This window comes from Lelliottia amnigena (assembly GCF_019047465.1).
In the GTDB taxonomy this organism is placed as follows: Bacteria; Pseudomonadota; Gammaproteobacteria; order Enterobacterales; family Enterobacteriaceae; genus Enterobacter; species Enterobacter amnigenus.
Window position 1 is genome coordinate 2,740,403 of sequence record NZ_CP077236.1, and the last position, 24,898, is coordinate 2,765,300.

Annotated in this window: 21 protein-coding genes; 15 read left to right on the forward strand and 6 right to left on the reverse strand. The window is 54.1% G+C overall.

Going from position 1 to position 24,898, the window contains the following annotated elements:
• Positions 1–80 precede the first annotated feature (80 nt).
• Positions 81–986 carry a fructokinase gene (gene mak / locus I6L74_RS12815; RefSeq protein ID WP_059178038.1) on the forward strand — a complete coding sequence of 302 codons (906 nt, stop codon included), beginning with the start codon at positions 81–83 and terminating at the stop codon, positions 984–986.
• 533 nt (positions 987–1,519) lie between these two features.
• Here the strand turns inward: mak and sbcC are convergent.
• Complete coding sequence (gene sbcC / locus I6L74_RS12820; RefSeq protein WP_059177867.1) at positions 1,520–4,651, reverse strand: exonuclease subunit SbcC; 3,132 nt, start codon at positions 4,649–4,651, stop codon at positions 1,520–1,522.
• Positions 4,648–5,853: an exonuclease subunit SbcD gene (gene sbcD, locus I6L74_RS12825; protein ID WP_059177868.1), complete on the reverse strand. Its 1,206-nt coding sequence runs from the start codon at positions 5,851–5,853 to the stop codon at positions 4,648–4,650. The genes sbcC and sbcD overlap by 4 nt, the downstream gene beginning before the upstream one ends.
• A 304-nt stretch (positions 5,854–6,157) precedes the next feature.
• On the opposite strand from sbcD, the gene phoB reads away from it, so the two are divergent.
• The 5 genes from phoB to malZ all read left to right on the forward strand — a co-directional run bounded on the left by phoB (position 6,158) and on the right by malZ (position 13,293).
• Positions 6,158–6,847: a phosphate response regulator transcription factor PhoB gene (gene phoB, locus I6L74_RS12830; RefSeq protein ID WP_059177869.1), complete on the forward strand. Its 690-nt coding sequence runs from the start codon at positions 6,158–6,160 to the stop codon at positions 6,845–6,847.
• Between the two features lie 21 nt (positions 6,848–6,868).
• Positions 6,869–8,164 carry a phosphate regulon sensor histidine kinase PhoR gene (gene phoR, locus I6L74_RS12835; RefSeq protein WP_059177870.1) on the forward strand — a complete coding sequence of 432 codons (1,296 nt, stop codon included), beginning with the start codon at positions 6,869–6,871 and terminating at the stop codon, positions 8,162–8,164.
• 409 nt (positions 8,165–8,573) lie between these two features.
• The gene (gene brnQ / locus I6L74_RS12840; RefSeq protein WP_059177871.1) at positions 8,574–9,893 is read left to right on the forward strand and encodes a branched-chain amino acid transporter carrier protein BrnQ; all 1,320 of its coding nucleotides are present in this window, start codon (positions 8,574–8,576) and stop codon (positions 9,891–9,893) included.
• Positions 9,894–9,971: 78 nt separating this feature from the next.
• A complete protein-coding gene (gene proY / locus I6L74_RS12845) occupies positions 9,972–11,342 on the forward strand; it encodes a proline-specific permease ProY (protein WP_059177872.1) in 1,371 nt (456 codons plus the stop codon).
• Between the two features lie 133 nt (positions 11,343–11,475).
• Positions 11,476–13,293: a maltodextrin glucosidase gene (gene malZ / locus I6L74_RS12850; RefSeq protein ID WP_059177873.1), complete on the forward strand. Its 1,818-nt coding sequence runs from the start codon at positions 11,476–11,478 to the stop codon at positions 13,291–13,293.
• Positions 13,294–13,364: 71 nt separating this feature from the next.
• Here malZ and I6L74_RS12855 read toward each other — a convergent pair whose 3' ends face one another.
• Both I6L74_RS12855 and acpH read right to left on the reverse strand, forming a co-directional pair.
• A complete protein-coding gene (locus I6L74_RS12855) occupies positions 13,365–13,967 on the reverse strand; it encodes a peroxiredoxin (RefSeq protein WP_012016277.1) in 603 nt (200 codons plus the stop codon).
• A gap of 128 nt (positions 13,968–14,095) precedes the next feature.
• Positions 14,096–14,677, reverse strand: coding sequence for an ACP phosphodiesterase (gene acpH / locus I6L74_RS12860; RefSeq protein WP_059177874.1), 582 nt, complete (start codon positions 14,675–14,677; stop codon positions 14,096–14,098).
• 91 nt (positions 14,678–14,768) lie between these two features.
• On the opposite strand from acpH, the gene queA reads away from it, so the two are divergent.
• From queA to secF, 5 genes are all read left to right on the forward strand, one after another.
• On the forward strand, positions 14,769–15,839 hold the full coding sequence (gene queA, locus I6L74_RS12865) for a tRNA preQ1(34) S-adenosylmethionine ribosyltransferase-isomerase QueA (RefSeq protein ID WP_059177875.1): 1,071 nt from the start codon (positions 14,769–14,771) through the stop codon (positions 15,837–15,839).
• 73 nt (positions 15,840–15,912) lie between these two features.
• On the forward strand, positions 15,913–17,040 hold the full coding sequence (gene tgt, locus I6L74_RS12870; protein WP_012016280.1) for a tRNA guanosine(34) transglycosylase Tgt: 1,128 nt from the start codon (positions 15,913–15,915) through the stop codon (positions 17,038–17,040).
• A gap of 22 nt (positions 17,041–17,062) precedes the next feature.
• Positions 17,063–17,395: a preprotein translocase subunit YajC gene (yajC, locus tag I6L74_RS12875; protein WP_012016281.1), complete on the forward strand. Its 333-nt coding sequence runs from the start codon at positions 17,063–17,065 to the stop codon at positions 17,393–17,395.
• Positions 17,396–17,421: 26 nt separating this feature from the next.
• Positions 17,422–19,269 (forward strand): protein translocase subunit SecD, encoded by a 1,848-nt coding sequence (gene secD, locus I6L74_RS12880; RefSeq protein ID WP_072241752.1) that lies wholly within the window; start codon positions 17,422–17,424, stop codon positions 19,267–19,269.
• A 10-nt stretch (positions 19,270–19,279) separates the two neighbouring features.
• A complete protein-coding gene (secF, locus tag I6L74_RS12885; RefSeq protein WP_059177877.1) occupies positions 19,280–20,251 on the forward strand; it encodes a protein translocase subunit SecF in 972 nt (323 codons plus the stop codon).
• A gap of 195 nt (positions 20,252–20,446) precedes the next feature.
• Here secF and I6L74_RS12890 read toward each other — a convergent pair whose 3' ends face one another.
• Entirely contained in the window at positions 20,447–21,325 is an 879-nt protein-coding gene (locus tag I6L74_RS12890; RefSeq protein ID WP_059178039.1) for a nucleoside-specific channel-forming protein Tsx, read from the reverse strand.
• Between the two features lie 268 nt (positions 21,326–21,593).
• Complete coding sequence (locus I6L74_RS12895; RefSeq protein ID WP_059177878.1) at positions 21,594–22,133, reverse strand: SadB/YajI family lipoprotein; 540 nt, start codon at positions 22,131–22,133, stop codon at positions 21,594–21,596.
• A 155-nt stretch (positions 22,134–22,288) separates the two neighbouring features.
• Here I6L74_RS12895 and nrdR point away from each other — a divergent pair, with 155 nt between their 5' ends.
• The 4 genes from nrdR (at position 22,289) to nusB (ending at position 24,843) form a co-directional block, all read left to right on the forward strand.
• The gene (gene nrdR / locus I6L74_RS12900) at positions 22,289–22,738 is read left to right on the forward strand and encodes a transcriptional regulator NrdR (RefSeq protein WP_059177879.1); all 450 of its coding nucleotides are present in this window, start codon (positions 22,289–22,291) and stop codon (positions 22,736–22,738) included.
• Between the two features lie 4 nt (positions 22,739–22,742).
• The gene (gene ribD / locus I6L74_RS12905; protein WP_059177880.1) at positions 22,743–23,846 is read left to right on the forward strand and encodes a bifunctional diaminohydroxyphosphoribosylaminopyrimidine deaminase/5-amino-6-(5-phosphoribosylamino)uracil reductase RibD; all 1,104 of its coding nucleotides are present in this window, start codon (positions 22,743–22,745) and stop codon (positions 23,844–23,846) included.
• 87 nt (positions 23,847–23,933) lie between these two features.
• Positions 23,934–24,404, forward strand: a complete 471-nt coding sequence (gene ribH, locus I6L74_RS12910) for a 6,7-dimethyl-8-ribityllumazine synthase (RefSeq protein ID WP_059177881.1) — start codon at positions 23,934–23,936, stop codon at positions 24,402–24,404.
• A 19-nt stretch (positions 24,405–24,423) separates the two neighbouring features.
• Positions 24,424–24,843, forward strand: coding sequence for a transcription antitermination factor NusB (nusB, locus tag I6L74_RS12915; RefSeq protein WP_012016289.1), 420 nt, complete (start codon positions 24,424–24,426; stop codon positions 24,841–24,843).
• Positions 24,844–24,898: the final 55 nt, after the last annotated feature.

The window sequence follows — 24,898 nt, forward strand, 5'->3', positions numbered from 1 at the left end:
CGAATTGTGGCATGGCTTGCATTGCTAATCAGGTGGCCTGCTTCTACTCTGTTGATAATCAAAATAATGAGGAGAGTCCTGTGCGTATTGGTATTGATTTGGGCGGCACCAAAACAGAAGTCATTGCGCTTAGCGATCAGGGCGAACAATTGTTCCGACACCGCCTGCCTACGCCGCGTGATGATTATCAGCAAACCATTGAAACGATCGCCTCGCTGGTGGAGATGGCGGAAAAGGCTACGGGACAGACTGGCACTGTGGGGATGGGAATTCCGGGTTCGATTTCGCCTTATACCGGAGTCGTGAAAAACGCGAACTCCACATGGCTTAACGGTCAGCCCTTTGATAAAGATTTGAGCGTGCGCCTGAACAGAGAAGTGCGTCTGGCCAACGATGCCAACTGTCTGGCCGTTTCGGAAGCGATAGACGGTGCAGCGGCGGGCGCGCAAACGGTATTTGCGGTAATTATTGGTACTGGCTGCGGTTCTGGCCTGGCGTTTGGTGGACGCGCGCACATTGGCGGCAACGGGACGGCGGGCGAATGGGGGCACAATCCGCTGCCGTGGATGGACGAAGATGAACTGAAATACCGCGCCGAAGTGCCGTGTTATTGCGGTAAACAAGGCTGTATCGAAACCTTTATTTCCGGAACCGGATTCGCCACCGATTATCGTCGGTTGAGCGGACATGCGTTAAAAGGCAACGAGATTATGCGTCTTGTCGAAGAGCACGATGCCGTTGCCGAGCTGGCGCTCAATCGCTACGAAATGCGTCTGGCGAAATCGCTGGCGCATGTGGTGAACATTCTCGACCCGGACGTGATCGTCCTCGGCGGCGGGATGAGTAATGTTGACCGGATCTACACCACGGTTCCGCACCTGATGAAGCAGTGGGTCTTTGGCGGCGAATGTGAAACCCCGCTCCGCAAAGCGGTGCATGGCGATTCAAGTGGCGTACGCGGCGCAGCGTGGCTGTGGCCGCAGTAATTCTTTTCTCTTTCAGTGGTGGCGAGTGATCCGCACAAGCTCATGATTTGCATAATGTCCGCCCTCTCCATTCAGGGAGAGGGCGGGGTGAGGGGGAGTACGCGGCGCAGCGTGGTTGTGGCCACAGTAATTCTTGATGTTGAAGCACTAAAGATGGCAGCCAGGAATAAAAGACTTAAAGCGACGACTGGTCCGGCTGTAAATCGCTGAGTCGTTGACCAAAGGCCGGGGCGACGCGCAGGGATGCGCGGAGAGGGTGCGACCTGCAGGGATGCAGGATCGCGCCCGACCCGAAGCCGGAGGGAATAAGACGAAGGCACCGCGTAGCGGCGATTTTCTTGCCGGGAGCCCGGGTCGCCAGGGCGGCGGCGATTGAGCCGCCATGGCACGTTCACTGGTTCCGTTTTTATAGAGAAGCGCGTGTCTTGAAGTGAACGGAACCACCTCCTGAGCAACATGTTCCCCCTCATTCTGACCCTCTTCCTCAATGGAGAGGGGAACGGCTGTACCCCTCATCAAGAGGCGAGATGCCCTCACTCCACCGCAAACATCTTATCCAGCTTGCTGTAGCCCAGTCCGTTAATTTTCTTCACTTTGATCTGCACAGGAATGCGCTCTTTCATCGCCTCCACATGACTGATCACGCCGATGGTTTTCCCCGTCGCATTCAGGGCATCGAGCGCATCGAGCGCGGTATCCAGCGTTTCGCTGTCCAGCGTGCCGAATCCCTCGTCGAGGAACAGGGAATCAATGCGCGTTTTGTGGCTCACCAGGTCAGAAAGCGCCAGCGCCAGCGCCAGGCTCACCAGGAAACTCTCACCCCCGGAAAGGGTTCGCGTGTCGCGCACCGCGTCAGCCTGCCACGTATCCACCACTTCCAGCTCCAGCGCGTCGCTCGCTTTGCGTTGCAGAAGATAGCGGCCGTGCAGGCGATTCAGCTGCTGATTCGCCAGCCACACCAGATTGTCGAGCGTCAACCCCTGAGCGAATTTACGGAAGCGATCGCCGGTACTGGACCCGATCAGTGCATTCAGATATCCCCAGTCATCCGCAAGGCGAGCAGCTTCGTCAATCTGCTGGATAAGCGCCTGCTGATGCTGCCGGTTCTCGCCATCCTGTCTGAGCTGCTGGTTGATCTCACCCTGACGGGTGCTGTTTTCACGCAGACGTTGCGCCAGTTGCTGGAGCTCATGCTGCAATGTCGGTGCATCCAACTGCAATCCTTCCGGGCGTTGTTCCAGATGTTGGTTGAGCAATTGATTTGCCTGACGCACCAGCGCCGTCGCTTGTTGAATCTGGTTTTCCAGCGTCTGCTTTAACGTTTCCAGACGCTGCATTGTGTCGGCATCAAGCAACGCACTCAGGAATGCCTCGCCGTCGGCGAACGCGCTTTTTTCCAGCGCGGCGGAAAACTGAGCCTGCGATTGCTGCATGCGCTCGGTTTCCAGGCTTTCCTGCTGCTGCAATGTCGCGAGTTGGCTTTGCAGCGAGACGCATTCATTGTGGATCTCGCGCCAGTTATCAGGAATAACGGATTCCGCGTCTTCGGTGTCCGTCGCGGGCAGCGTATCCAACAGCGGTGTTAGCGCGTTGATACGTTCCTGAAGGGCGGTGAGCTGTTTCTGCTGCGCTTGCCAGTGCGACGATTCGTTTTCGCGATCGGTGAGCCAGAGCGTTTCAGCGCCCTCATCGGGGATCTGCAATGACAGCGCATTCAGCGCGTTTTCCAGCGTCAGGCGTGTTGCCGCAATCTGCTGCTGGAGTTGCCGCTCCTGGTGTTCCTGCTCGTTAAGCTGGCTTTGTAAGGCCAGACGCTGGCTGAGCTGATACAGCTGGCGCTCGTAATGTTCCTGTTCGTTCAGCCACGGGGCAATATCATCCTGGATATTCAACGTCACGTTCAGTGTTGCACACACTTCGCGCCATGCGTGCATGAGCGTTTGCGCCTCCCGGGAGAGCGTCTGCGCCTCTTCGGTGTCGCGCTGGATCTGACTGGCCAGGGCATTGACTTGCCCTAATACCAGCAGGCCTTCTTCTTTCAGCGCGGCGACTTCTTTTTCCATCGCATCACGGCGGCGCTGGTTTTCTGATATCTCTAACGTCTGATACTGCTTCACCGAAGGGTGTTCAGTTGAACCGCAGAGCAAGCAGGGTTTTCCCGCTTCAAGACGCGCTCGATAACCCTCAAGATCTTTAATCTCGGCCTCTCGCTCGCACAAGGCCTTGATATCCAGATAGTGCTGGTTTTTCTCTTTATATTGCTGTCGACGCAGGGCCAACGTCTCGTTAAGTTTTCGCTGCTCCGCCTGCGCCTTTTGCACGCTTTCAGCGTTTTGAGCGATGCGCTTTTGCAGCGGTTGATAACGGGCGTGAAGGGTGGTCAGCTGCTGGCGAGACGCACGCGCCGCCGTTTGCTGATCCATCGCCGCAGCGACATCATCGGCGGTCAGCGTCAGGGCGATCTCTGGTACGTTCGCCAGTTTTTGCCGCAGCTCGGTGATACGTCCGGTCAATGTCGCTATCTGACTTTTGTCGCGATGAAGCTGAGCGAAATGGGCACGCCAGCCTGCGATTTCCTGACCCCACAGACGGAAGCGGTCATGCCCGGCGAGCCACTGTGTCAGCGCAGACAGCTCGGTTTGCAGCTGGTCGCGGGCGCGCAGCGCACCGTTGCGGATGCGCGCACGGAGCGCCGCCCTGGACAGTAAGCGAGTATTCACTTCCTGGGTCTGCTGTTTGGTTTGTGCGAGACGCGTCGTCTGCTCCTGCTGACGTTCCCAGAGTGGGCGCAGCAATGCGGCGGGCTGGGCGTGTAGCAATTTTTCGAGGTCTGGTGCGGCGTCGATGAGCGCCTGTTGCGCCTCCTGTTGCGAGGTAAACGCGCGCAGCTGCTCGCGCTGAAGCTCTTCGTGACGGGTCAACCAGTGAAAATCGCGCTGGTGATTTTGTTGTTGCAGCAGCAGCGTTTTCTCTTCGTCAGTAAGCACCTGCAAACTTTGCTTCAACTGCTGTTGCTGCTCGTCGCTCAGTAAAATCACGCCAGCCGCTTGGGCTTCACGCTTTTCCAGCTCCGTGCGCGCGGCTTTGTGTTGTTCAAAGACTCTCGCGGAAATCTGACCGTAAATTTCGGTTCCGGTCAGTTCCTCCAGCAACTCGGCGCGTTCACCGGGTTTGGCATTGAGGAAGGCGGCAAATTGCCCCTGCGACAACAGCATTGAGCGTGTGAAACGATCGTAATCCAGCCCGGTCAGCGAGGCCGTTTGCTCAATTTTGTCTGTGGCTTTGTCAGACAGGATTTTACCGTCTTCACAGCGGGCCAGCTCTACGCGCGGTGCCTGTAAATTTCCGTCTGGCTGATTACGCGCGCGGCTCTGGCTCCAGAACGCGCGATAAGCGATGCCTTTAACTTCAAATTCTACCTCCGCCAGACATTCAGCGGTGTCGCGCGTCATAAGATCATTTTGTGATTGTGTGACTTTGTTCAGACGCGGCGTCTGGTGATACAGCGCGAGGCAGATGGCGTCGAGCAGGGTGGTTTTTCCGGCGCCGGTCGCGCCAGTTATCGCAAACAGACCGTTGCTGGCGAACGGCTCAGCGGTGAAATCTATCTTCCATTCGCCCTTCAGAGAGTTGATATTTTTCAGACGCAGGCTGAGAATTTTCATGCGTTTTCTTCCTCATCATTGAGCGCATGCAGCGTATGGGTGAACAGCTCGTTGAGTCTTGCGCGCTGCGCGTCGTCAATTTCTTCCTGCGCCAGTCGGCGTTCAAAAACCTCTTCGACTTTCAGCTCGCTGAGCGTTTCGCGCTGCGCACTGAGCAGGATTTTCTCACGCTGTTCGCGGCTGCGACGCACCAGTAATACCTCAACGGGCAGCGTTTCCGTGAGCGCCTGGATTTTGCGCTGCATATCGTGCAGATAGTCATCCGTCGTGATTTCGATATCCAGCCAGACGGGCGGGATTTGCTCCACATTGCGCCACTGCTCAAGCTGCGCGGTGATGGCCGCCAGATCGCCTTTCAGCACCGCCAGCGGCTGCGTCACCGGCACTTCCAGGGTTTCTACCGCGTGCAGTTTTCCGTCGACAAAACTCACCAGATGCACACTTTTAGGTTTGCCCGTTTCGTCAAAGCTGAGCGAAATGGGCGAGCCGCAATAGCGGATATGTTCACTGCCGCCAATCTTCTGTGCCCGATGGATATGCCCGAGCGCGATGTAATCGGCAGGCGGGAAGTTCTGCGCCGGGAACGCATCCAGCGTACCAATATAAATTTCGCGTACCGCGTCGCTTTTACTGGCACCGACGGTGGTTAAATGGCCGGTGGCGATGACGGGTAGCGCCGCCTCACCGCGTAAGGCACAGGCGTCGAGATATTGCTGCTGATAGTAGTCGGTGATGGCCTGCAGCAGGTGCTGTTGCTTTTCGCCGCCGGTCAGTCCGGCCTGGCTTTGCACGATGTCGCGCGGACGCAAAAAGGGGATCGGGCAGATAACGGCGCCCGGCGTGCCGTCGCGTTTTTTGATGATTTGCGGTGCGTGCCCGGCGTTTGCCACTACAGTGGTATTCAGAAAGGCCAGAATATCGCGCGACTCATTCAGTGTTGCCACCGAGTCGTGATTGCCCGCGACGATGACCAGATGGCAGCCCGTTTTCTGTAAATTAACCACGAAGCGATTATAGATTTCGCGCGCATAGCTGGGCGGCGATCCGGTGTCAAAAATATCACCGGCGACAATGATTGCGTCAACCTGGTGCGTCAGCGCCGTTTCCAGCAGCCAGTTCAGGAACGCTTCGTGTTCGGCCGCGCGGCTTTTACTGTAAAAATTTTGACCCAGATGCCAGTCCGAGGTGTGAAGTATGCGCATAACAGATCCGTGGCAAAAAAAGGTGAAAGGGATTATACACTTGATCCTTCAGGCCGCCTCTGTGTTGGCTGCATCGGCCCAATTCTGAGTGTTAAGGGCGTCAGTATGGGGTTCTGAGGTGTGCCGGTGTGAGGTAGCGTGACGGCTTTTGCGGTGATAAATGTCCTGGGAACGGGAAATTACAGCTGTAATAAAACAATAGTTTGCTATTCATAGTGGTAATGTTTTTCATAAATCTGTCATAAATCTGACGCATAATGACGCCGCATTACAAACTTTTAACCTCAATAAGACAGGGTAAAGTATGGCGAGACGTATTCTGGTCGTAGAAGATGAAGCTCCGATTCGTGAAATGGTGTGCTTCGTGCTCGAACAAAACGGTTTTCAGCCGATAGAAGCTGAAGATTATGACAGCGCGGTGAATCAGCTGAACGAACCCTGGCCTGATTTGATTCTGCTTGACTGGATGTTGCCTGGCGGCTCTGGACTGCAATTTATCAAACACATCAAACGTGAAGCGATGACCCGCGAGATCCCGGTTGTGATGCTGACCGCGCGCGGCGAAGAAGAAGATCGCGTGCGCGGGTTGGAAACGGGTGCGGATGACTACATCACCAAGCCGTTTTCACCGAAGGAGCTGGTGGCACGTATTAAAGCGGTGATGCGCCGTATTTCACCGATGGCGGTGGAAGAGGTGATTGAGATGCAGGGGCTGAGCCTGGATCCCACGTCGCATCGCGTGATGACGGGTGAAAACCCGCTCGACATGGGACCGACCGAATTTAAGCTATTGCACTTCTTTATGACGCATCCGGAACGCGTTTACAGTCGTGAGCAGTTGCTGAATAACGTTTGGGGAACCAACGTCTATGTTGAAGACAGAACGGTTGATGTGCATATTCGCCGCTTGCGTAAAGCGCTGGAACACAGCGGCCACGATCGCATGGTGCAAACGGTCCGCGGCACGGGTTATCGTTTTTCGACCCGTTTCTGAACACTGACAGGAGTGTGACGCGTGCTGGAACGTCTGTCATGGAAAAGGCTCGTTTTTGAACTGATCTTATGCTGTCTCCCGGCCTTCATTTTGGGGGCTATTTTTGGTTACCTGCCGTGGTTTTTACTGGCGGCAGTAACCGGCCTGTTGATCTGGCATTTTTGGAATTTACTGCGCCTGTCGTGGTGGCTGTGGGTGGATCGCAGCATGACGCCACCGCCCGGTAGCGGAAGCTGGGAGCCGTTACTTTACGGCCTGCATCAGATGCAGATGCGTAATAAAAAGCGTCGTCGCGAGCTGGGAAGTCTGATAAAGCGCTTTCGTAGCGGCGCAGAGTCGCTGCCGGATGCCGTGATCCTCACTACCGAAGAAGGGACGATTTTCTGGTGTAATGGTCTGGCACAACAGCTCCTTGGACTCCGCTGGCCGGACGATAATGGCCAGAACATACTGAATCTACTACGTTACCCCGAGTTCACGCTGTATCTGAAAAAGCGTGAATTTACTCGCCCGCACAATCTGGTGCTGAATAACGGCCGTCACCTTGAGATTCGCGTTATGCCCTATAGCGACAAGCAGTGGCTGATGGTGGCGCGTGATGTTACCCAAATGCATCAGCTTGAAGGGGCGCGTCGTAATTTCTTTGCCAACGTCAGCCATGAATTGCGCACCCCGTTGACCGTGCTTCAGGGATATCTGGAGATGATGCAGGAGCAAACGCTGGAAGGCGCGCCGCGAGAGAAAGCATTACATACGATGCGCGAGCAAACGCATCGCATGGAAGGGCTGGTGAAGCAGCTTCTGACGCTGTCGAAAATTGAAGCCGCCCCGACGCTGGCACTGAATGAAACCATTGATGTTCCGATGATGCTGCGTGTTGTGGAGCGGGAAGCGCAGACGCTGAGCCATAAAAAACATCAGCTGACGTTTGAGGTTGATAGCGCGCTCAAAATCCTCGGCAGTGAAGAGCAATTGCGCAGTGCGATATCGAATCTGGTCTATAACGCCGTGAATCATACGCCGGAAGGCACACACATTGTGGTGCGCTGGCAGCCTGTGCCGATGGGGGCCGAATTTAGCGTTGAAGACAACGGACCGGGCATTGGGCCGGAGCACATTCCGCGTCTGACTGAGCGTTTCTACCGCGTCGATAAAGCGCGCTCACGACAAACCGGCGGCAGTGGGCTGGGCCTGGCGATTGTGAAGCATGCATTGAATCATCACGACAGTCGCCTTGATATTCAGAGTACGCCGGGCAAAGGTACGCGATTCAGTTTTGTTATCCCGGAACGATTAATTGCCAAAAAAAGTGCCTGACAGCCGGTGTGTCAGCCTTACTTTCCACAGGCCAGCGTTTGCTGGCCTGTTTGCTTTGCAGTCAAGCGAAACGCGGATGAATTTTATACGGCTGATGCTTTTTTGTTCGCATGATTAGCCATGGGTTTTTCTTATACTTAGCGGATTGTGCTGGCCTGTATTTTCATGCTGGCATATTGTTCTGGTTTTAAGATCCCTCCTTGCCTTTAAACGTTATAAGCGTTTAAATTGCGCCCCATATACTGTCAGACCGACTGTATTTGCGCGGTAAACCGAAAAACTATTCTTCGCTGCGCCAGGACGGGAGCATATCCCGCTGAAATTGAGTTAATTTTCCGCCGTATCGTCCCGTTAGGGATGGCGAAAATCTCAACGTTTTCAACACCACATCCACAGGCAGTAAGGTTCTATGACCCATCACTTAAAATCGCGTGACATTATCGCGCTGGGCTTTATGACTTTCGCGCTGTTCGTCGGCGCAGGTAATATCATTTTTCCTCCCATGGTTGGCTTGCAGGCGGGTGAACACGTCTGGATGGCGGCGTTTGGCTTCCTGATTACGGCCGTGGGTTTGCCGGTGCTTACCGTTGTCGCGCTGGCGAAAGTGGGCGGCGGCGTTGATAGCCTCAGCGCACCGATTGGCAAAGTAGCGGGTGTTTTACTGGCGGTCGTGTGCTATCTGGCCATCGGGCCGCTGTTTGCAACACCGCGCACCGCGACCGTCTCTTTTGAAGTCGGTATCGCGCCGTTGACCGGTGACGGTCCGCTGCCGCTGCTGATTTACAGCGTGGTGTACTTCGCGATTGTCATTCTGGTTTCGCTCTATCCGGGTAAATTGCTGGATACCGTCGGCAATTTCCTTGCTCCGCTGAAAATCCTCGCCCTGATTGTGCTGGCGGTTGCCGCTGTGATTTGGCCTGCGGGCCCGATCAGCGATGCAATGGACGCCTATAAGAATGCGGCGTTCTCGAACGGTTTCGTTAACGGCTATCTGACGATGGATACGCTGGGCGCGATGGCGTTCGGTATTGTTATCGTCAACGCGGCACGGTCTCGCGGCGTGACCGAAGCGCGACTGTTGACGCGGTATACCGTCTGGGCTGGCCTGATGGCCGGTGCGGGCCTGGCACTGCTGTATCTGGCGCTGTTCCGCCTGGGTTCTGATAGCGCATCTCTGGTCGATCAGAGTGCGAACGGTGCCGCGATTCTGCATGCTTACGTTCAGCACACCTTTGGTGGTGCGGGCAGCTTCATGCTGGCAGTTCTGATTTTCCTGGCGTGTCTGGTCACGGCCGTTGGCCTCACCTGCGCCTGTGCAGAGTTTTTTGCGCAGTACGTTCCGCTGTCCTATCGCACGCTGGTGTTTATCCTCGGCGGTTTCTCGATGGCGGTATCTAACCTGGGGCTGAGCCACCTGATTCAGGTCTCTATCCCGGTGCTGACCGCGATTTATCCGCCGTGTATCGTGCTGGTGGTGTTGAGCTTCACCCGTCCGTGGTGGAACAATTCCTCCCGAATTATTGCGCCTGCCATGTTTATCAGCTTTATTTTTGGTATCCTTGACGGGATTAAAGCGTCGGCTATTGGCGGTATACTTCCGGCCTGGACTCAGCGTTTACCGCTGTCAGAGCAGGGGCTGGCATGGTTGATGCCTTCCGTTGTGGCACTGATTCTGGCAATTATCTGGGATCGAGCAGCAGGGCGGCAGGTCACTTCCAGCGCGCATTAATCAATCACAAATTGTTTAACCACGGGGCTTATGGCCCCGTGGTTTTTTGTTTTTTTCGTGTTGAATGGCAAGATTTAAATGGAAAGCACTAACAAACTAAAACGTGGATTGAGCACCCGCCATATTCGCTTTATGGCGCTGGGCTCTGCGATCGGAACGGGTCTTTTTTATGGCTCGGCAGATGCCATCAAAATGGCCGGCCCGAGCGTCCTGCTGGCCTATATCATCGGCGGCGTGGCGGCGTATATCATTATGCGCGCGCTGGGCGAAATGTCGGTCCACAATCCCTCTGCCAGCTCTTTTTCTCGCTACGCGCAGGAAAACTTAGGCCCGCTGGCGGGCTATATCACCGGCTGGACCTACTGTTTTGAGATCCTGATTGTGGCGATTGCCGACGTGACGGCCTTTGGCATTTATATGGGCGTCTGGTTCCCGCTGGTGCCGCACTGGATTTGGGTGCTGAGCGTGGTGCTGATCATCTGTGGCGTTAACCTGATGAGCGTGAAGGTGTTTGGTGAGCTGGAGTTTTGGTTCTCCTTCTTCAAAGTCGCGACGATTATCATCATGATTGCAGCCGGTTTTGGGATCATTATCTGGGGTATTGGTAACGGCGGACAGCCGACCGGGATCCATAATCTGTGGACCAACGGCGGCTTCTTTAGCAACGGCTGGCTCGGGATGGTGATGTCGCTGCAAATGGTGATGTTTGCCTATGGCGGTATCGAGATTATTGGGATTACCGCTGGTGAAGCGAAAGACCCGGAGAAATCCATTCCGCGCGCGATTAACTCCGTGCCGATGCGCATTCTGGTGTTCTACGTGGGAACGCTGTTTGTGATTATGTCCATTTATCCGTGGAATCAGGTGGGCACCAACGGCAGTCCGTTTGTTCTCACCTTCCAGCATTTAGGCATTGCGTTCGCGGCCAGTATTTTGAACTTTGTGGTGCTGACGGCTTCCTTTTCGGCCATCAACAGCGATGTATTTGGCGTGGGACGTATGCTCCACGGCATGGTGGAGCAGGGGAACGCGCCAAAAGTGTTCGCCAAAACCTCGCGCCGCGGAACGCCGTGGGTCACCGTGCTGGTGATGACCGTTGCGCTGCTGCTCTCGGTTTATCTGAACTATATCATGCCGGAAAATGTCTTCCTGGTGATTGCGTCACTGGCGACCTTTGCGACGGTGTGGGTGTGGATCATGATTTTGCTGTCGCAGATTGCGTTCCGCCGCCGTCTGCCGCCTGAAGAGGTGAAAGCGCTGAAATTCAAAGTGCCGGGCGGCGTGCCGACGACGGTGGTTGGCCTGATCTTCCTGGTCTTTATTATCGGCCTGATTGGTTACCATCCGGATACGCGTATTTCGCTGTATGTCGGCTTTGCCTGGATCGCGCTGTTGCTGATCGGTTGGGTGTTTAAACGCCGCCGCGAGCGTCAGTTAGCACAAGCATAAAGAGACGTGCCCGACCTCCGTCGGGCATTTTTTCTCCTCCCCCATCCTCCTCCCCCAATAAACCTTTTCATGATGAGTGATCCTCCACTACGCTGTGGCAAGGTGGCCTCAATTTCATTAAAGGGGATTCGTGATGTTGAACGCCTGGCACCTTCCGGTTGCCCCATTTGTTAAGCAAAACAAAGATAAACTGATGATAACGCTGTGGCTGACGGGTGAAAATCAGCCACTGCGCGTCACGCTGCGCGCTGAAGTCGATAACGAAGAAACGTCGCTGCCGATGCATAAACAGCGCAGTCAGCCACAGCCTGGCGTTACGGCGTGGCGGGCAACACTCGATTTACGCTCTGGCCAGCCGCGCCGCCGTTACAGCTTTAAGCTGCTGTGGAATAACCGCCAGCTGTGGTTCACCCCGCAAGGATTTAGCCATTTCCCGCCGACGCGAATGGAACAGTTCGCCGTCGATTATCCGGACAAGGGTCCGCAGTGGGTTAACGATCAGGTCTTTTACCAAATCTTTCCCGACCGCTTTGCGCGCAGCGAAGCGCGGACGTCTGAGCAGGATAAGGTCTATTACCATCACGCCGCAGGGCACGACATTATTCGTAAAGCGTGGGATGAACCGCTGACCGCTCAGGCGGGCGGATCGACGTTTTACGGCGGCGACCTCGATGGGATCAGCGAGAAACTGCCGTATCTGAAAAAGCTGGGCGTGACCGCGCTGTATCTTAATCCGGTTTTCAAAGCACCCAGCGTGCACAAATACGACACCGAAGATTATCGCCACGTTGATGAACAGTTTGGCGGTGATGAAGCCCTGCTGCGCCTGCGGGAAAACACGCGACGTGAGGGAATGCGTTTGATTCTGGACGGCGTGTTCAACCATAGCGGCGACTCACACGCCTGGTTTGACCGCCACAATCAAACGATGGGCGGTGCGTGCCACAACCCGGATTCACCGCAGCGCGACTGGTATAGCTTTAGCGATGATGGCCATGCGCTTGACTGGCTGGGATATGCCAGCCTGCCGAAACTGGATTTCCAGTCGCCGTCATTAGTCGACGAGATTTACGGCGGGGACGACAGCATCGTACGCCACTGGCTGAAAGCGCCGTGGAGTATGGACGGCTGGCGTCTGGACGTGGTGCATATGCTGGGCGAGGACGGCGGAGCGCGGAATAACATTCAGCATGTTACCGGCATCACCCAGTCCGCAAAGGCCGCCAATCCAGATGCGTTTGTGTTTGGCGAGCATTTTGGCGATGCGCGTCAGTGGCTGCAGGCAGATGCGGAAGATTCGGCGATGAACTATCGCGGCTTTACGTTCCCGTTATGGGGATTTCTCGCCAACACTGATATTTCGTACGATCCGCAGCTGATTGACGCCGAAATCTGTATCAAGTGGATGGATAACTACCGCGCCAGCCTGTCACATCAGCAGCAGTTACGCATGTTTAACCAGCTGGATAGCCATGATACTGCGCGTTTTAAATCGTTACTCGGTAAAGACGTGGCGCGTTTGCCGCTGGCGGTGACCTGGCTGTTTACCTGGCCGGGCGTGCCGTGCATTTACTACGGTGATGAAGTCGGGCTGGACGGCAACAACGATCCGTTCTGTCGCAAGACCTTCCCGTGGGATCCCGACAAGCAGGATAAAAACCTGTTTGCGCTTTATCAACGGCTGGCGAAACTGCGTAAGCACAGTCAGGCGCTGCGTTACGGGGGATGTCAGGTGGTGTATGCGCACGCTAACGTGGTGGTGTTTGCGCGTGTGTATAATCAACAGCGCGTGCTGGTGGCGATTAACCGCGGTGAGGCATGTGAAGTGGTGCTGGACGATTCGCCGTTGCTCAACGTTGAACGCTGGCAGCTGAAAGAGGGCAAAGCGGATCTGCAAGAGGGTGTGCTTTCTTTACCTGCTATTTCTGTGTCGGTGTGGTTCGGTAATTAGCGGTTCTACGGCGTTGCATTCCAGAAACAAAAAAGCCCGCATCAGCGGGCTTTTTGCGTAAACCATGCCGATTACAGGCTGGATACGTTCTCAGAAAGGTATTTTGCCACGCCGTCTGGAGACGCGTTCATACCTTCTTTGCCTTTTTCCCACTGAGCCGGGCACACTTCGCCATGCTCTTCGTGGAACTGCAGCGCGTCAACCATGCGCAGCATTTCGTCAACGTTACGACCCAGCGGCAGATCGTTCACGACCTGGTGACGAACGATGCCGTTTGCGTCGATCAGGAAAGAACCGCGCAGCGCAACGCCAGCGTCCGGATGTTCGATACCGTAAGCCTGCTGGATTTCGCGTTTGATGTCCGCAACCATTGCGTATTTCACTGCACCGATGCCGCCTTTGTCGACAGGGGTGTTACGCCATGCGTTGTGTACAAACTCAGAGTCGAAGGAAACACCCACAACTTCCACGCCACGTTTCTGGAATTCTTCGTAACGTTTGTCGAATGCGATCAGTTCAGACGGGCAAACGAAGGTGAAATCCATCGGCCAGAAGAACAGGACGGTCGCTTTACCGTTGGTGTGCTGTTTGAAATTGAAGTTTTCAACGATTTCACCGTTGCCCAGAACTGCTGCAGCTGTAAAATCCGGAGCCGGACGAGTTACCAGAACCATGTGATTCTCCTGTAGTGACTAAGGTTATTTTGGAACGCAACGCGGGCCATTATAGAGAGGGATTGTGATTAAGACAAAGAGGCGTGAGCAATCGTTCAACGAGCTTTTACCTATCAATCGCGTCTCTCTTACAGTTGTTTGTTTTTCGCTTGCGCCATCATGCGCGGATAGAACTCCCAAAAACGGGTCTCCAGCGCGTCGTAATGGGTATCTAAGTCCTGCCAGGAGTCACGAAGCGCATCCAGACGCGGGCGGCGACTCGCCATTCCATTTAACACGCGCTGGATAAACTCCATTTCGCGATAGCGTTCCAGCCAGCGCTCGGACCACAGGTATTCGTTCAGATTGACGAAACGCGGCGGTGAGTCCGGTAAAATCATCGCGACCTGGGCGTGGGCGTAACGCACAAATTCCGGTAACGGCATCTCAGGCGAAAGCTGCGCCCAGTGACGCGAGAGAAAATGATCCCACATCACGTCAAGCGTGATCGGCGCGACGCGGCGCGTCTCGGGGCGGAACCACTCTTTAGCTTCTTTCACTTCGGGCAGATTATCGGTCAGGACATCAATGCGGCGATGCATGAAAATACCGTCCACCACGTCAACGGGATACGCTTGCGTGGGGTTGCCGCGCACAAAATCAGCCAGCAAATTGCCGGAAAGTGAGCTCTCCGCGAGGTGGGCGAGGTGCAGGTGTGCGAGAAAATTCATGCGTTTTGGTATCCGATTACGGCTAGGTGTTGCAGCAAAGAGGCGCGAGCACTAGACTAAGCCGCCTGTTTTTAAGTCACGAGTATAAGTCATGCGCGTCGCCGATTTCTCCTTTGAATTACCCGAATCCCTGATTGCCCACTATCCACAGCCTGAGCGCAGTGGTTGCCGCTTGCTGTCGCTGGACGGGCCAACGGGCGCGCTGACGCACGGTACTTTCACCGATTTACTCGACAAGCTCAACCCCGGTGATTTGCTGGTCTTTAACAATACCCGCGTGATCCCGGCGCGTCTGTTTGGCCGCAAAGCCAGCGGCGGTAAGATTGAAGTGCTGGTCGAGCGTATGCTTGATGACAAACGTATTCTGGCACATATTCGCGCATCCAAAGCGCCAAAGCCGGGGGCGGAACTGCTGCTGGGCGACGACGAAAGCATTAATGCCACCATGGTCGCCCGTCACGATGCGTTGTTCGAAGTGGAGTTTAATGACGAGCGTCCCGTTCTGGATATTCTTAACGCTATCGGCCATATGCCGCTGCCGCCTTATATCGACCGCCCGGATGAAGACGCAGACCGTGAACTCTATCAGACCGTTTACAGCCAGAAGCCTGGCGCGGTAGCCGCGCCAACGGCGGGGCTGCATTTCGATGAGCCGCTGCTTGAAAGACTGCGCGAGAAAGGCATCGAAATGGCGTTTGTGACGCTGCATGTCGGCGCGGGGACGTTCCAGCCGGTGCGTGTGGACACCATTGAAGATCACATCATGCACTCCGAATATGCCGAAGTGCCCCAGGATGTGGTTGATGCGGTGCTGGCCGCCAAAGCGCGCGGCAACCGCGTGATCGCCGTGGGAACCACGTCGGTGCGCTCGCTCGAAAGTGCGGCCCAGGCGGCCAAAAAAGATCTGATCGAGCCGTTCTTTGGTGACACGCAAATCTTTATTTTCCCGGGCTATCAATACACCGTGATTGATGCACTGGTGACCAATTTCCATCTGCCTGAATCGACATTGATTATGCTGGTTTCCGCGTTTGCGGGTTATCAGAATACAATGAATGCGTATAAGGCTGCGGTAGAACAAAATTATCGCTTTTTTAGCTACGGGGACGCGATGTTTATCACGTACAATCCGCAGGCTTTGAATGAGCGTGTCGGGGAATAAGTCCGCGGCACATAAACTTCTCGGCATATGACGAGAAATTGCGTTGGACTGTTTTTCTGACGCCGGAGAAAAAATGAAATTTGAACTCGATACCACCGACGGACGCGCTCGTCGCGGTCGCTTGGTGTTTGATCGCGGCGTGGTCGAAACGCCAGCATTTATGCCTGTGGGCACTTACGGCACCGTAAAAGGAATGACGCCGGAAGAAGTTGAAGCCACTGGCGCACAGATTATCCTCGGTAACACCTTCCACCTGTGGCTGCGCCCGGGCCAGGAAGTGATGAAGCTGCACGGCGACTTGCATGATTTTATGCAGTGGAAAGGCCCGATCCTGACCGATTCAGGTGGTTTCCAGGTCTTCAGCCTCGGTGATATTCGCAAGATCACTGAAAAGGGTGTGCATTTCCGCAACCCGATCAACGGCGATCCTATTTTCCTCGATCCAGAAAAATCGATGGAGATTCAGTACGATCTCGGTTCCGATATCGTCATGATCTTCGACGAATGTACGCCATACCCGGCGGACTGGGATTACGCGAAGCGTTCGATGGAAATGTCCCTGCGCTGGGCGCAGCGCAGCCGTGACCGTTTTGACTCCCTTGAAAATAAAAATGCGCTGTTCGGCATTATTCAGGGCAGTGTTTACGAAGATTTACGTGATATCTCGGTTAAAGGTCTGGTAGAGATAGGTTTTGATGGCTACGCTGTCGGCGGTTTGGCTGTGGGTGAGCCGAAGGAAGACATGCACCGTATTCTGGAGCATGTTTGCCCGCAAATCCCTGAAGACAAACCACGATACCTGATGGGCGTAGGCAAACCAGAAGATCTGGTTGAAGGTGTACGTCGCGGCATTGATATGTTCGATTGCGTTATGCCAACCCGTAACGCGCGTAACGGGCATCTTTTTGTGACCGATGGCGTGGTGAAAATTCGTAATGCGAAGCATAAAAGCGATACCAGTACGCTTGACGCCGAGTGTGATTGCTATACCTGTCGTCACTATTCTCGCGCGTATCTTTATCATCTCGATCGTTGCAATGAGATTTTAGGGGCGCGTCTTAATACCATTCATAATCTTCGTTATTATCAGCGCTTAATGGCTGGTTTACGTAAGGCTATCGAAGAGGGTAAATTAGAGAGCTTCGTAACTGATTTTTACCAACGTCAGGGACGTGATGTTCCACCTTTGAACGTTGACTAATTTTATAAATGAGGGAATTTGAATGAGCTTTTTTATTTCTGATGCGGTAGCAGCAACAGGCGCTCCGTCGCAGGGCAGCCCGATGTCTCTGATTCTGATGCTGGCGGTGTTTGGTCTGATTTTCTATTTCATGATCTTGCGTCCACAGCAGAAACGTACCAAAGAACACAAAAACCTGATGAGCTCCATCGCGAAAGGTGATGAAGTTCTGACCAACGGCGGTCTGGTCGGTCGCGTAACGAAAGTAGCTGAAACTGGCTATATCTCTATTGCGCTGAACGACACCACTGAAGTGGTTATCAAACGTGACTTTGTCGCTGCCGTACTGCCTAAAGGCACTATGAAAGCGCTGTAATCTAACTTCTCCCAAAGGGAACTGCCGTGTTAAACCGTTATCCTTTGTGGAAGTACATCATGCTGGTCGTCGTGATTATCGTCGGCCTGCTGTACGCGCTTCCCAACCTGTATGGTGAGGATCCGGCTGTTCAAATCACTGGCGCGCGCGGTGTCGCCGCCAGTGAGCAAACGCTGATCCAGGTCCAGAACACTTTACAACAAGAAAAAATTACCGCTAAGTCTGTGGCACTGGAAGAGGGCGCTATTCTTGCTCGCTTCGACACCACCGACACGCAGCTCCGCGCTCGTGAAGCGCTGGTGAGCGTGCTGGGTGATAAATATGTCGTGGCGTTGAACCTTGCTCCTGCAACCCCGCGTTGGTTAGCCTCCATCAATGCAGAGCCGATGAAACTCGGTCTTGATCTGCGTGGTGGCGTTCACTTCCTGATGGAAGTGGATATGGATACCGCGCTTGGCAAATTGCAGGAACAGAATATGGACGGCCTGCGCAGCGATCTGCGCGAAAAAGGCATTCCTTACACCACCGTGCGTAAGGAAGATAACTACGGAATGAGCATCACGTTCCATGATGCTGCCGCGCGCGATCAGGCGGTGGATTATCTCTCTACGCGTCACCGCGATCTGGTGATTTCACGTCAGGGTAGCAACCAGCTGCGTGCTGTGATGACCGATGCGCGTCTGAGCGAAGCACGTGAATACGCGGTACAGCAGAACATCAATATCCTGCGTAACCGTGTAAACCAGCTTGGTGTTGCTGAGCCGCTGGTACAGCGCCAGGGTTCAGACCGTATCGTGGTAGAACTGCCGGGTATCCAGGACACTGCACGTGCCAAAGAAATTTTGGGTGCGACAGCGACGCTGGAATTCCGTCTGGTGAACACCAATGTGGATCAATCTGCCGCGGCGTCTGGTCGTGTGCCTGGTGATTCCGAAGTGAAAGAAACGCGCGAAGGCCAGCCTGTTGTGCTGTACAAGCGTGTGATTCTGACCGGTGATCACATCACTGACTCTACGTCTAACCAGGACGAATACAACCAGCCGCAGGTTAACATCTCGCTTGATAGCGCGGGTGGTAACATCATGTCGAACTTCACCAAGGATAACATCGGAAAACCGATGGCGACCCTGTTCGTGGAGTACAAAGACAGCGGTAAGAAAGATGCTAACGGTCGTGCAATTCTGGTGAAAGAGGAAGAGGTGATTAACGTCGCTAATATCCAGTCTCGCCTGGGTAACAGCTTCCGTATTACCGGCATCAGCAACCCGAACGAAGCCCGCCAGCTCTCTCTGCTGCTGCGTGCTGGTGCGTTGATTGCGCCTATTCAGATCGTTGAAGAACGTACCATTGGTCCAACGCTGGGGATGCAGAACATCACTCAGGGCCTGGAAGCGTGTCTGGCTGGTCTGGCGGTTTCCATTATCTTCATGCTGTTCTTCTATAAGAAGTTTGGCCTGATTGCGACGACCGCGCTGATCGCAAACCTGGTATTGATCATCGGCATTATGTCCCTGCTGCCAGGGGCGACGCTGACCATGCCGGGTATTGCAGGTATCGTTCTAACCCTTGCGGTGGCGGTCGATGCCAACGTACTGATAAACGAACGTATCAAAGAAGAGTTGAGCAATGGTCGCTCGGTACAACAAGCGATCGACGAAGGCTATAAAGGCGCTTTCAGCTCTATCTTCGATGCAAACGTAACAACACTGATTAAGGTTCTTATCCTGTATGCAGTGGGGACTGGCGCAATCAAAGGCTTTGCTATTACAACCGGTATCGGTGTGGCAACGTCAATGTTTACCGCTATTGTCGGCACCCGTGCCATCGTGAACCTGCTGTATGGCGGCAAGCGCGTCAAAAAGCTGTCTATCTGAGGAGTGCGTTGTGGCACAGGAATATACTGTTGAACAATTGAACCACGGCCGTAAAGTCTGGGACTTTATGCGCTGGGACTACTGGGCTTTCGGCATTTCAGGTTTTCTGCTGATTGTCTCGATTGCCATCATTGGTGTCCGAGGTTTTAACTGGGGTCTTGATTTCACCGGTGGTACGGTGATTGAAATCACGCTGGAAAAACCCGCTGATCTGGACCAAATGCGCGAAGCGCTGCAGAAGGCGGGCTTTGAAGAGCCGCAGCTGCAGAACTTCGGTAGCAGCCGCGACATCATGGTGCGTATGCCTCCGGTTCACGATGCCAACGGCAGCCAGGAACTGGGAAGCAAGGTCGTTAACGTGATTAACGAAGCGACCAGCCAGGATGCGACCGTTAAGCGTATCGAATTCGTCGGCCCGAGTGTCGGTGCGGATCTGGCGCAAAACGGTGCCATGGCTCTGCTGGTGGCGCTGATTTCCATTCTGGTGTACGTCGGTTTTCGCTTCGAGTGGCGTCTTGCTGCGGGTGTGGTTATCTCACTGGCGCACGACGTGGTCATTACGATGGGCGTGCTGTCGCTGTTCCATATTGAGGTCGACCTGACGATCGTGGCATCTCTGATGTCGGTTATCGGTTACTCACTGAACGACAGTATCGTGGTATCGGACCGTATTCGTGAGAACTTCCGTAAGATTCGTCGCGGTACGCCGTATGAAATCTTTAACGTTTCACTGACGCAAACGCTGCACCGTACGTTGATTACATCCGGAACGACCTTGATGGTTATCCTGATGCTGTTCCTCTTCGGTGGCCCGATTCTGGAAGGCTTCTCGCTGACCATGTTGATCGGTGTCTCCATCGGTACGGCGTCCTCAATCTACGTCGCGTCCGCGCTGGCGTTGAAACTGGGTATGAAGCGTGAGCACTTGATCCAGCAGAAAGTTGAAAAGGAAGGGGCGGATCAGCCGTCTATTCTGCCGTAACGGCAACAACATTCTGACACTGAAATCCCGGTCGTAAGGCCGGGATTTTTTTATGGGGTGTATCCAGACGGTAAGTCGATATTCTCCAGTCAGGCCGGACGATGGCGCTGGATTCGAGACATAAAAAAGCCAGCATAGCTGGCTTTTTGTCTGCGAGGCGCAAGGCTGATTCAGCGAAGCGCCTTTGTCAGGGGGTTAGAAGTTGTAACCTACTACCAGGTAACCACCCCAACCGGTAGAACGGACGTTTTCTTTCATCCAATTCAGGTCGGCATCGTCGTTCCACTGGCCGCCGTTGTGCCAGTAACGGGCAACGACAGAATAATGCCAGTGATCGTAGTTCAGCGCCAGAATGTGGCTGGACGCGATAGAGTCGCTGGTACGCTGCTTAATACCGTTTTCAGCATAGTCGCTCTTTTCGCCCAAGTCCGAACCCCAGTCGAAGTTGGTAAAGCCGATATAGCTCAGATTACCACCCCACAGCTGGGTGATCGGTACAAAGTATTTCACTTTGAAACGGTAGCCATCCCACTCATTTTCGTTTGCTGCATCGTAGTTCTGCCACTGGTATTTCGCATACACGTTCAGGGAAAGGCTCATCGGCAGACCGGTGTCGATGTCAGTACCCAGACCCATATACCAGGTGCTCTGGCGACCAGAAGAGTTGCGACCCATATCGTAGATATAGTTGTTCGCGATATACCACTCTTTGAATGGGCCGAAGCTCAGATCTGCGCCTGTCAGCTTGTCGATAGAGAAGCGCGGTTCGATTTCCATAAACAGTGGAGAACCGTGGTTCCAGATACCTTTCGCATCGGTGTTACCACCGAAGAATACGGGCGCATCCAGGTAACCATAGAAATCAAACCAGTCTTTCTTAGCGAAAGCTTCATATTCCAGATAGGTATCGTTACGGATTTGTGGTCCAAAACGAGTGTGGTAGCTACCCACTACGTTGACGCTCTGATGCCACCAGTCGGAAACATACTCAGGTTTTGCGTTTTCTGCTGCGTTAACAGCGAAAGAAGAGGAAAGTGCCAGCGCTGCACCGGCTGCTAATAATGTTTTTTTCATAATCATGCCACTGATTGAAATTCCCTTCCGGGAGTGAAAAATGCGCGATTTGCGTTTCAAAATATTTCGTGTTTCTGCGGAGCCTATTATAGGAATCCTCGCTCACAAAAATATGTGTTGTTTCACATATCTATCATACGCGTAATCGATTGCGTTCACGTTTGCGTACTTTAAACGGCGGGGATTGTAATGGCAAACAGCAATATTGCCAATCTTTGCGGAAGGTTAGGGGGAGCGGAACGCTTGTCACGCGTTCCGCTAAAAAGTACTACTGAACGGCAGGCCGGATATCGTGGATGCGGATGAAACCTAATTGATCGGGCGTAATGCCGCTCAATTGCAGCGGGATATCTACATCGCTTGGCGCGAGCACGCTTGCTGGGGCATTAATAAGCTGGTTTTTCACGTTCACTTCCTGGAAGCTTTCGGTCGTTCCCTGAATTTGCCCCCATTCCACGGTGCCGCTAAATGCAGGTAATGGGTCGTTAGATTCGCCCTGAATACGCAATGTAGCGCTTGTTCCGTCTGCATTTGGCGCAATATTAACCAGAGACATTTTCAGCGTCCCGATCTGGCTTTGCAGTCGTGCTGGGGTGTTAGCGCCTGGTAACAGATACACGCCGCTGCTGGATTTTGCATTCAGCGCATTTTGCTGGGTGATCTTGACCGTTTCCTGGTTCAGTTTCGTCATGGCGCTGTTCAGCGTGCTGACGCTTTGGTTCATTTGACGAACTTCGCTTTGCTGTGCGCAGGCGCTCAACGTGAAGAGACTTCCCAGCGCGAGTATTCTTAGGTAACGTCTTGTCATTGCGTTTATTTCCATAAAAATAACGGATTATCGTAATGGTAGTCAGTAAGATGCCGTCTGGTATAGATCCTTTATCTCAAAAAGTGCTCTTCCTTTGTTGTCAGCCCAGTTCGGGTTAAAATAGAGTTCAGTTAACCAGATAGTCAGGACACCGTATGCATTGCCCATTCTGTTCCGCCGTGGATACCAAAGTAATCGACTCTCGTCTCGTAGGGGAAGGCTCCTCTGTACGCCGTCGTCGGCAGTGTCTGGTCTGCAACGAACGTTTTACGACTTTTGAAGTGGCAGAGCTGGTGATGCCGCGCGTCGTGAAAAGTAACGACGTGCGCGAGCCATTTAACGAAGAAAAACTGCGCAAAGGGATGCTGAAAGCACTGGAAAAACGGCCAGTCAGCGCAGATGACGTTGAAATGGCGTTGAATCACATCAAATCACATTTGCGTGGCACCGGCGAGCGCGAAGTGCCGAGCAAAATGATCGGCAATCTGGTCATGGAGCAATTGAAAAAGCTCGATAAAGTGGCCTATATCCGCTTCGCGTCTGTCTATCGCAGCTTCGAAGATATCAAAGAATTTGGCGAAGAGATCGCCCGTCTACAGGATTAAGCGAATGCAGGATGAGATTTACATGGCGCGCGCGCTGAAGCTGGCGCAGCGTGGACGTTTCACTACCCATCCCAATCCCAACGTGGGCTGCGTTATCGTTAAAGACGGTGAAATTGTCGGCGAAGGTTTCCACTATCGCGCCGGTGAGCCTCACGCCGAAGTCCACGCGTTACGTATGGCAGGTGAGAAGGCGCGGGGTGCCACGGCCTACGTCACGCTTGAACCCTGTAGCCATCATGGGCGAACGCCGCCGTGCTGCGAGGCGCTGATTGATGCCGGCGTGGCGCGCGTCGTTGCTGCAATGCAAGATCCCAATCCTCAGGTTGCCGGACGCGGACTGTATCGCCTGCAGCAGGAAGGAATTGATGTCAGCCATGGCTTGATGATGGCTGATACCGAAGCGCTGAATAAGGGCTTCCTCAAACGCATGCGTACCGGTTTCCCCTATATCCAGTTGAAGCTCGGTGCTTCGCTTGACGGGCGAACGGCAATGGCAAACGGTGAAAGTCAGTGGATCACGTCACCGCAATCAAGGCGCGATGTGCAACGTCTGCGTGCGCAAAGCCATGCTATTCTCACCAGCAGCGAAACGGTTTTGGCCGATGATCCTGCCATGACGGTGCGCTGGGATGAACTCAATCAGGATACCCAGGCGCTTTATCCGCAAGAGAATTTGCGCCAGCCGCTGCGCATTGTGATTGATAGCCAGAATCGCGTTACCCCCGCGCACCGTATCGTGCAGCAACCGGGTGAAACGCTTTTTGCGCGAACAAAAGAAGACGATCGCGAGTGGCCTGAACATGTGCGCAGCATTATGGTGCCGGAACATAAAGGTCATCTCGATTTAGTCGTCCTGATGATGTTGCTCGGCAAGCAGCAGGTCAACAGTCTCTGGGTTGAGGCGGGACCGACGCTTGCGGGCGCGCTATTGCAGGCCGGGCTGGTGGATGAACTGATCGTCTATGTTGCGCCAAAATTGTTAGGTCATGAGGCGCGTGGCTTGTTTGCGCTGCCGGGGCTCGAAAAATTGGCTGATGCGCCGCAACTCAAATTCAGCGACATCCGGCCGGTTGGCCCGGACGTTTGTCTGCATTTAATCCCTGCGTGAGGCTTTCTTAAATAGGGAAGCAGTACGCGAAGTATTATGATAAAATCCGCCCCCCTGCGGGGCCAAATGAACCCGTAAAGGAAGAGTATGAACATTATTGAAGCTGCTGTTGCTACCCCGGACGCTCGCGTCGCCATCACCATTGCGCGTTTCAACAACTTCATCAACGACAGCCTGCTGGACGGTGCGATTGACGCGCTGAAACGTATTGGCCAGGTGAAAGACGAAAACATTACCGTTGTTTGGGTTCCAGGTGCTTACGAACTGCCGTTGGCAGCGGGCGCTTTGGCGAAAACCGGTAAATACGACGCGGTGATTGCACTGGGTACGGTTATTCGTGGCGGCACTGCTCACTTCGAATACGTTGCGGGTGGTGCAAGTAATGGTCTGGCGCACGTTGCGCAGGAAACTGAAGTTCCTGTCGCTTTCGGCGTGCTGACCACTGAAAGTATTGAACAAGCCATTGAACGTGCTGGCACTAAAGCTGGCAACAAAGGTGCAGAAGCTGCACTGACTGCGCTTGAGATGATCAACGTATTGAAAGCCATTAAGGCCTGATTTTTGTAAGGGGAAATCCGTGAAACCTGCTGCTCGTCGCCGCGCCCGTGAGTGTGCTGTCCAGGCACTCTACTCCTGGCAGTTGTCCCAGAACGACATCGCTGATGTCGAATACCAGTTCCTGGCGGAACAAGACGTCAAAGACGTTGATGTCCTGTACTTCCGTGAACTGCTGTCGGGAGTGGCGACTAATAGCGCGTATCTCGACGGACTGATGAAGCCGTACCTGTCCCGTCTGCTCGAAGAGCTGGGTCAGGTTGAGAAAGCGGTGCTGCGCATTGCGCTGTTTGAACTGGCTAAACGTGATGATGTGCCCTATAAAGTGGCGATCAACGAAGCGATCGAACTGGCGAAAACCTTTGGCGCTGAAGACAGCCACAAGTTTGTGAACGGCGTGCTGGATAAAGCCGCACCTGCGATCCGTCCCCGTAAAAAGTGATCCGTAAGCCGGAGTTCTGTGTGGCCGTTGGGCTGCGCAGGCTCCGGTTTTTTCT

Coding starts and splice junctions, on each gene's coding strand:
- sbcC (WP_059177867.1), bottom strand. CDS start 4,651: ATGAAAATTCTCAGCCTGCGTCTGAAAAATATCAACTCTCTGAAGGGC.
- sbcD (WP_059177868.1), bottom strand. CDS start 5,853: ATGCGCATACTTCACACCTCGGACTGGCATCTGGGTCAAAATTTTTAC.
- phoB (WP_059177869.1), top strand. CDS start 6,158: ATGGCGAGACGTATTCTGGTCGTAGAAGATGAAGCTCCGATTCGTGAA.
- brnQ (WP_059177871.1), top strand. CDS start 8,574: ATGACCCATCACTTAAAATCGCGTGACATTATCGCGCTGGGCTTTATG.
- proY (WP_059177872.1), top strand. CDS start 9,972: ATGGAAAGCACTAACAAACTAAAACGTGGATTGAGCACCCGCCATATT.
- malZ (WP_059177873.1), top strand. CDS start 11,476: ATGTTGAACGCCTGGCACCTTCCGGTTGCCCCATTTGTTAAGCAAAAC.
- I6L74_RS12855 (WP_012016277.1), bottom strand. CDS start 13,967: ATGGTTCTGGTAACTCGTCCGGCTCCGGATTTTACAGCTGCAGCAGTT.
- acpH (WP_059177874.1), bottom strand. CDS start 14,677: ATGAATTTTCTCGCACACCTGCACCTCGCCCACCTCGCGGAGAGCTCA.
- queA (WP_059177875.1), top strand. CDS start 14,769: ATGCGCGTCGCCGATTTCTCCTTTGAATTACCCGAATCCCTGATTGCC.
- tgt (WP_012016280.1), top strand. CDS start 15,913: ATGAAATTTGAACTCGATACCACCGACGGACGCGCTCGTCGCGGTCGC.
- yajC (WP_012016281.1), top strand. CDS start 17,063: ATGAGCTTTTTTATTTCTGATGCGGTAGCAGCAACAGGCGCTCCGTCG.
- I6L74_RS12890 (WP_059178039.1), bottom strand. CDS start 21,325: ATGAAAAAAACATTATTAGCAGCCGGTGCAGCGCTGGCACTTTCCTCT.
- I6L74_RS12895 (WP_059177878.1), bottom strand. CDS start 22,133: ATGACAAGACGTTACCTAAGAATACTCGCGCTGGGAAGTCTCTTCACG.
- nrdR (WP_059177879.1), top strand. CDS start 22,289: ATGCATTGCCCATTCTGTTCCGCCGTGGATACCAAAGTAATCGACTCT.
- ribD (WP_059177880.1), top strand. CDS start 22,743: ATGCAGGATGAGATTTACATGGCGCGCGCGCTGAAGCTGGCGCAGCGT.
- ribH (WP_059177881.1), top strand. CDS start 23,934: ATGAACATTATTGAAGCTGCTGTTGCTACCCCGGACGCTCGCGTCGCC.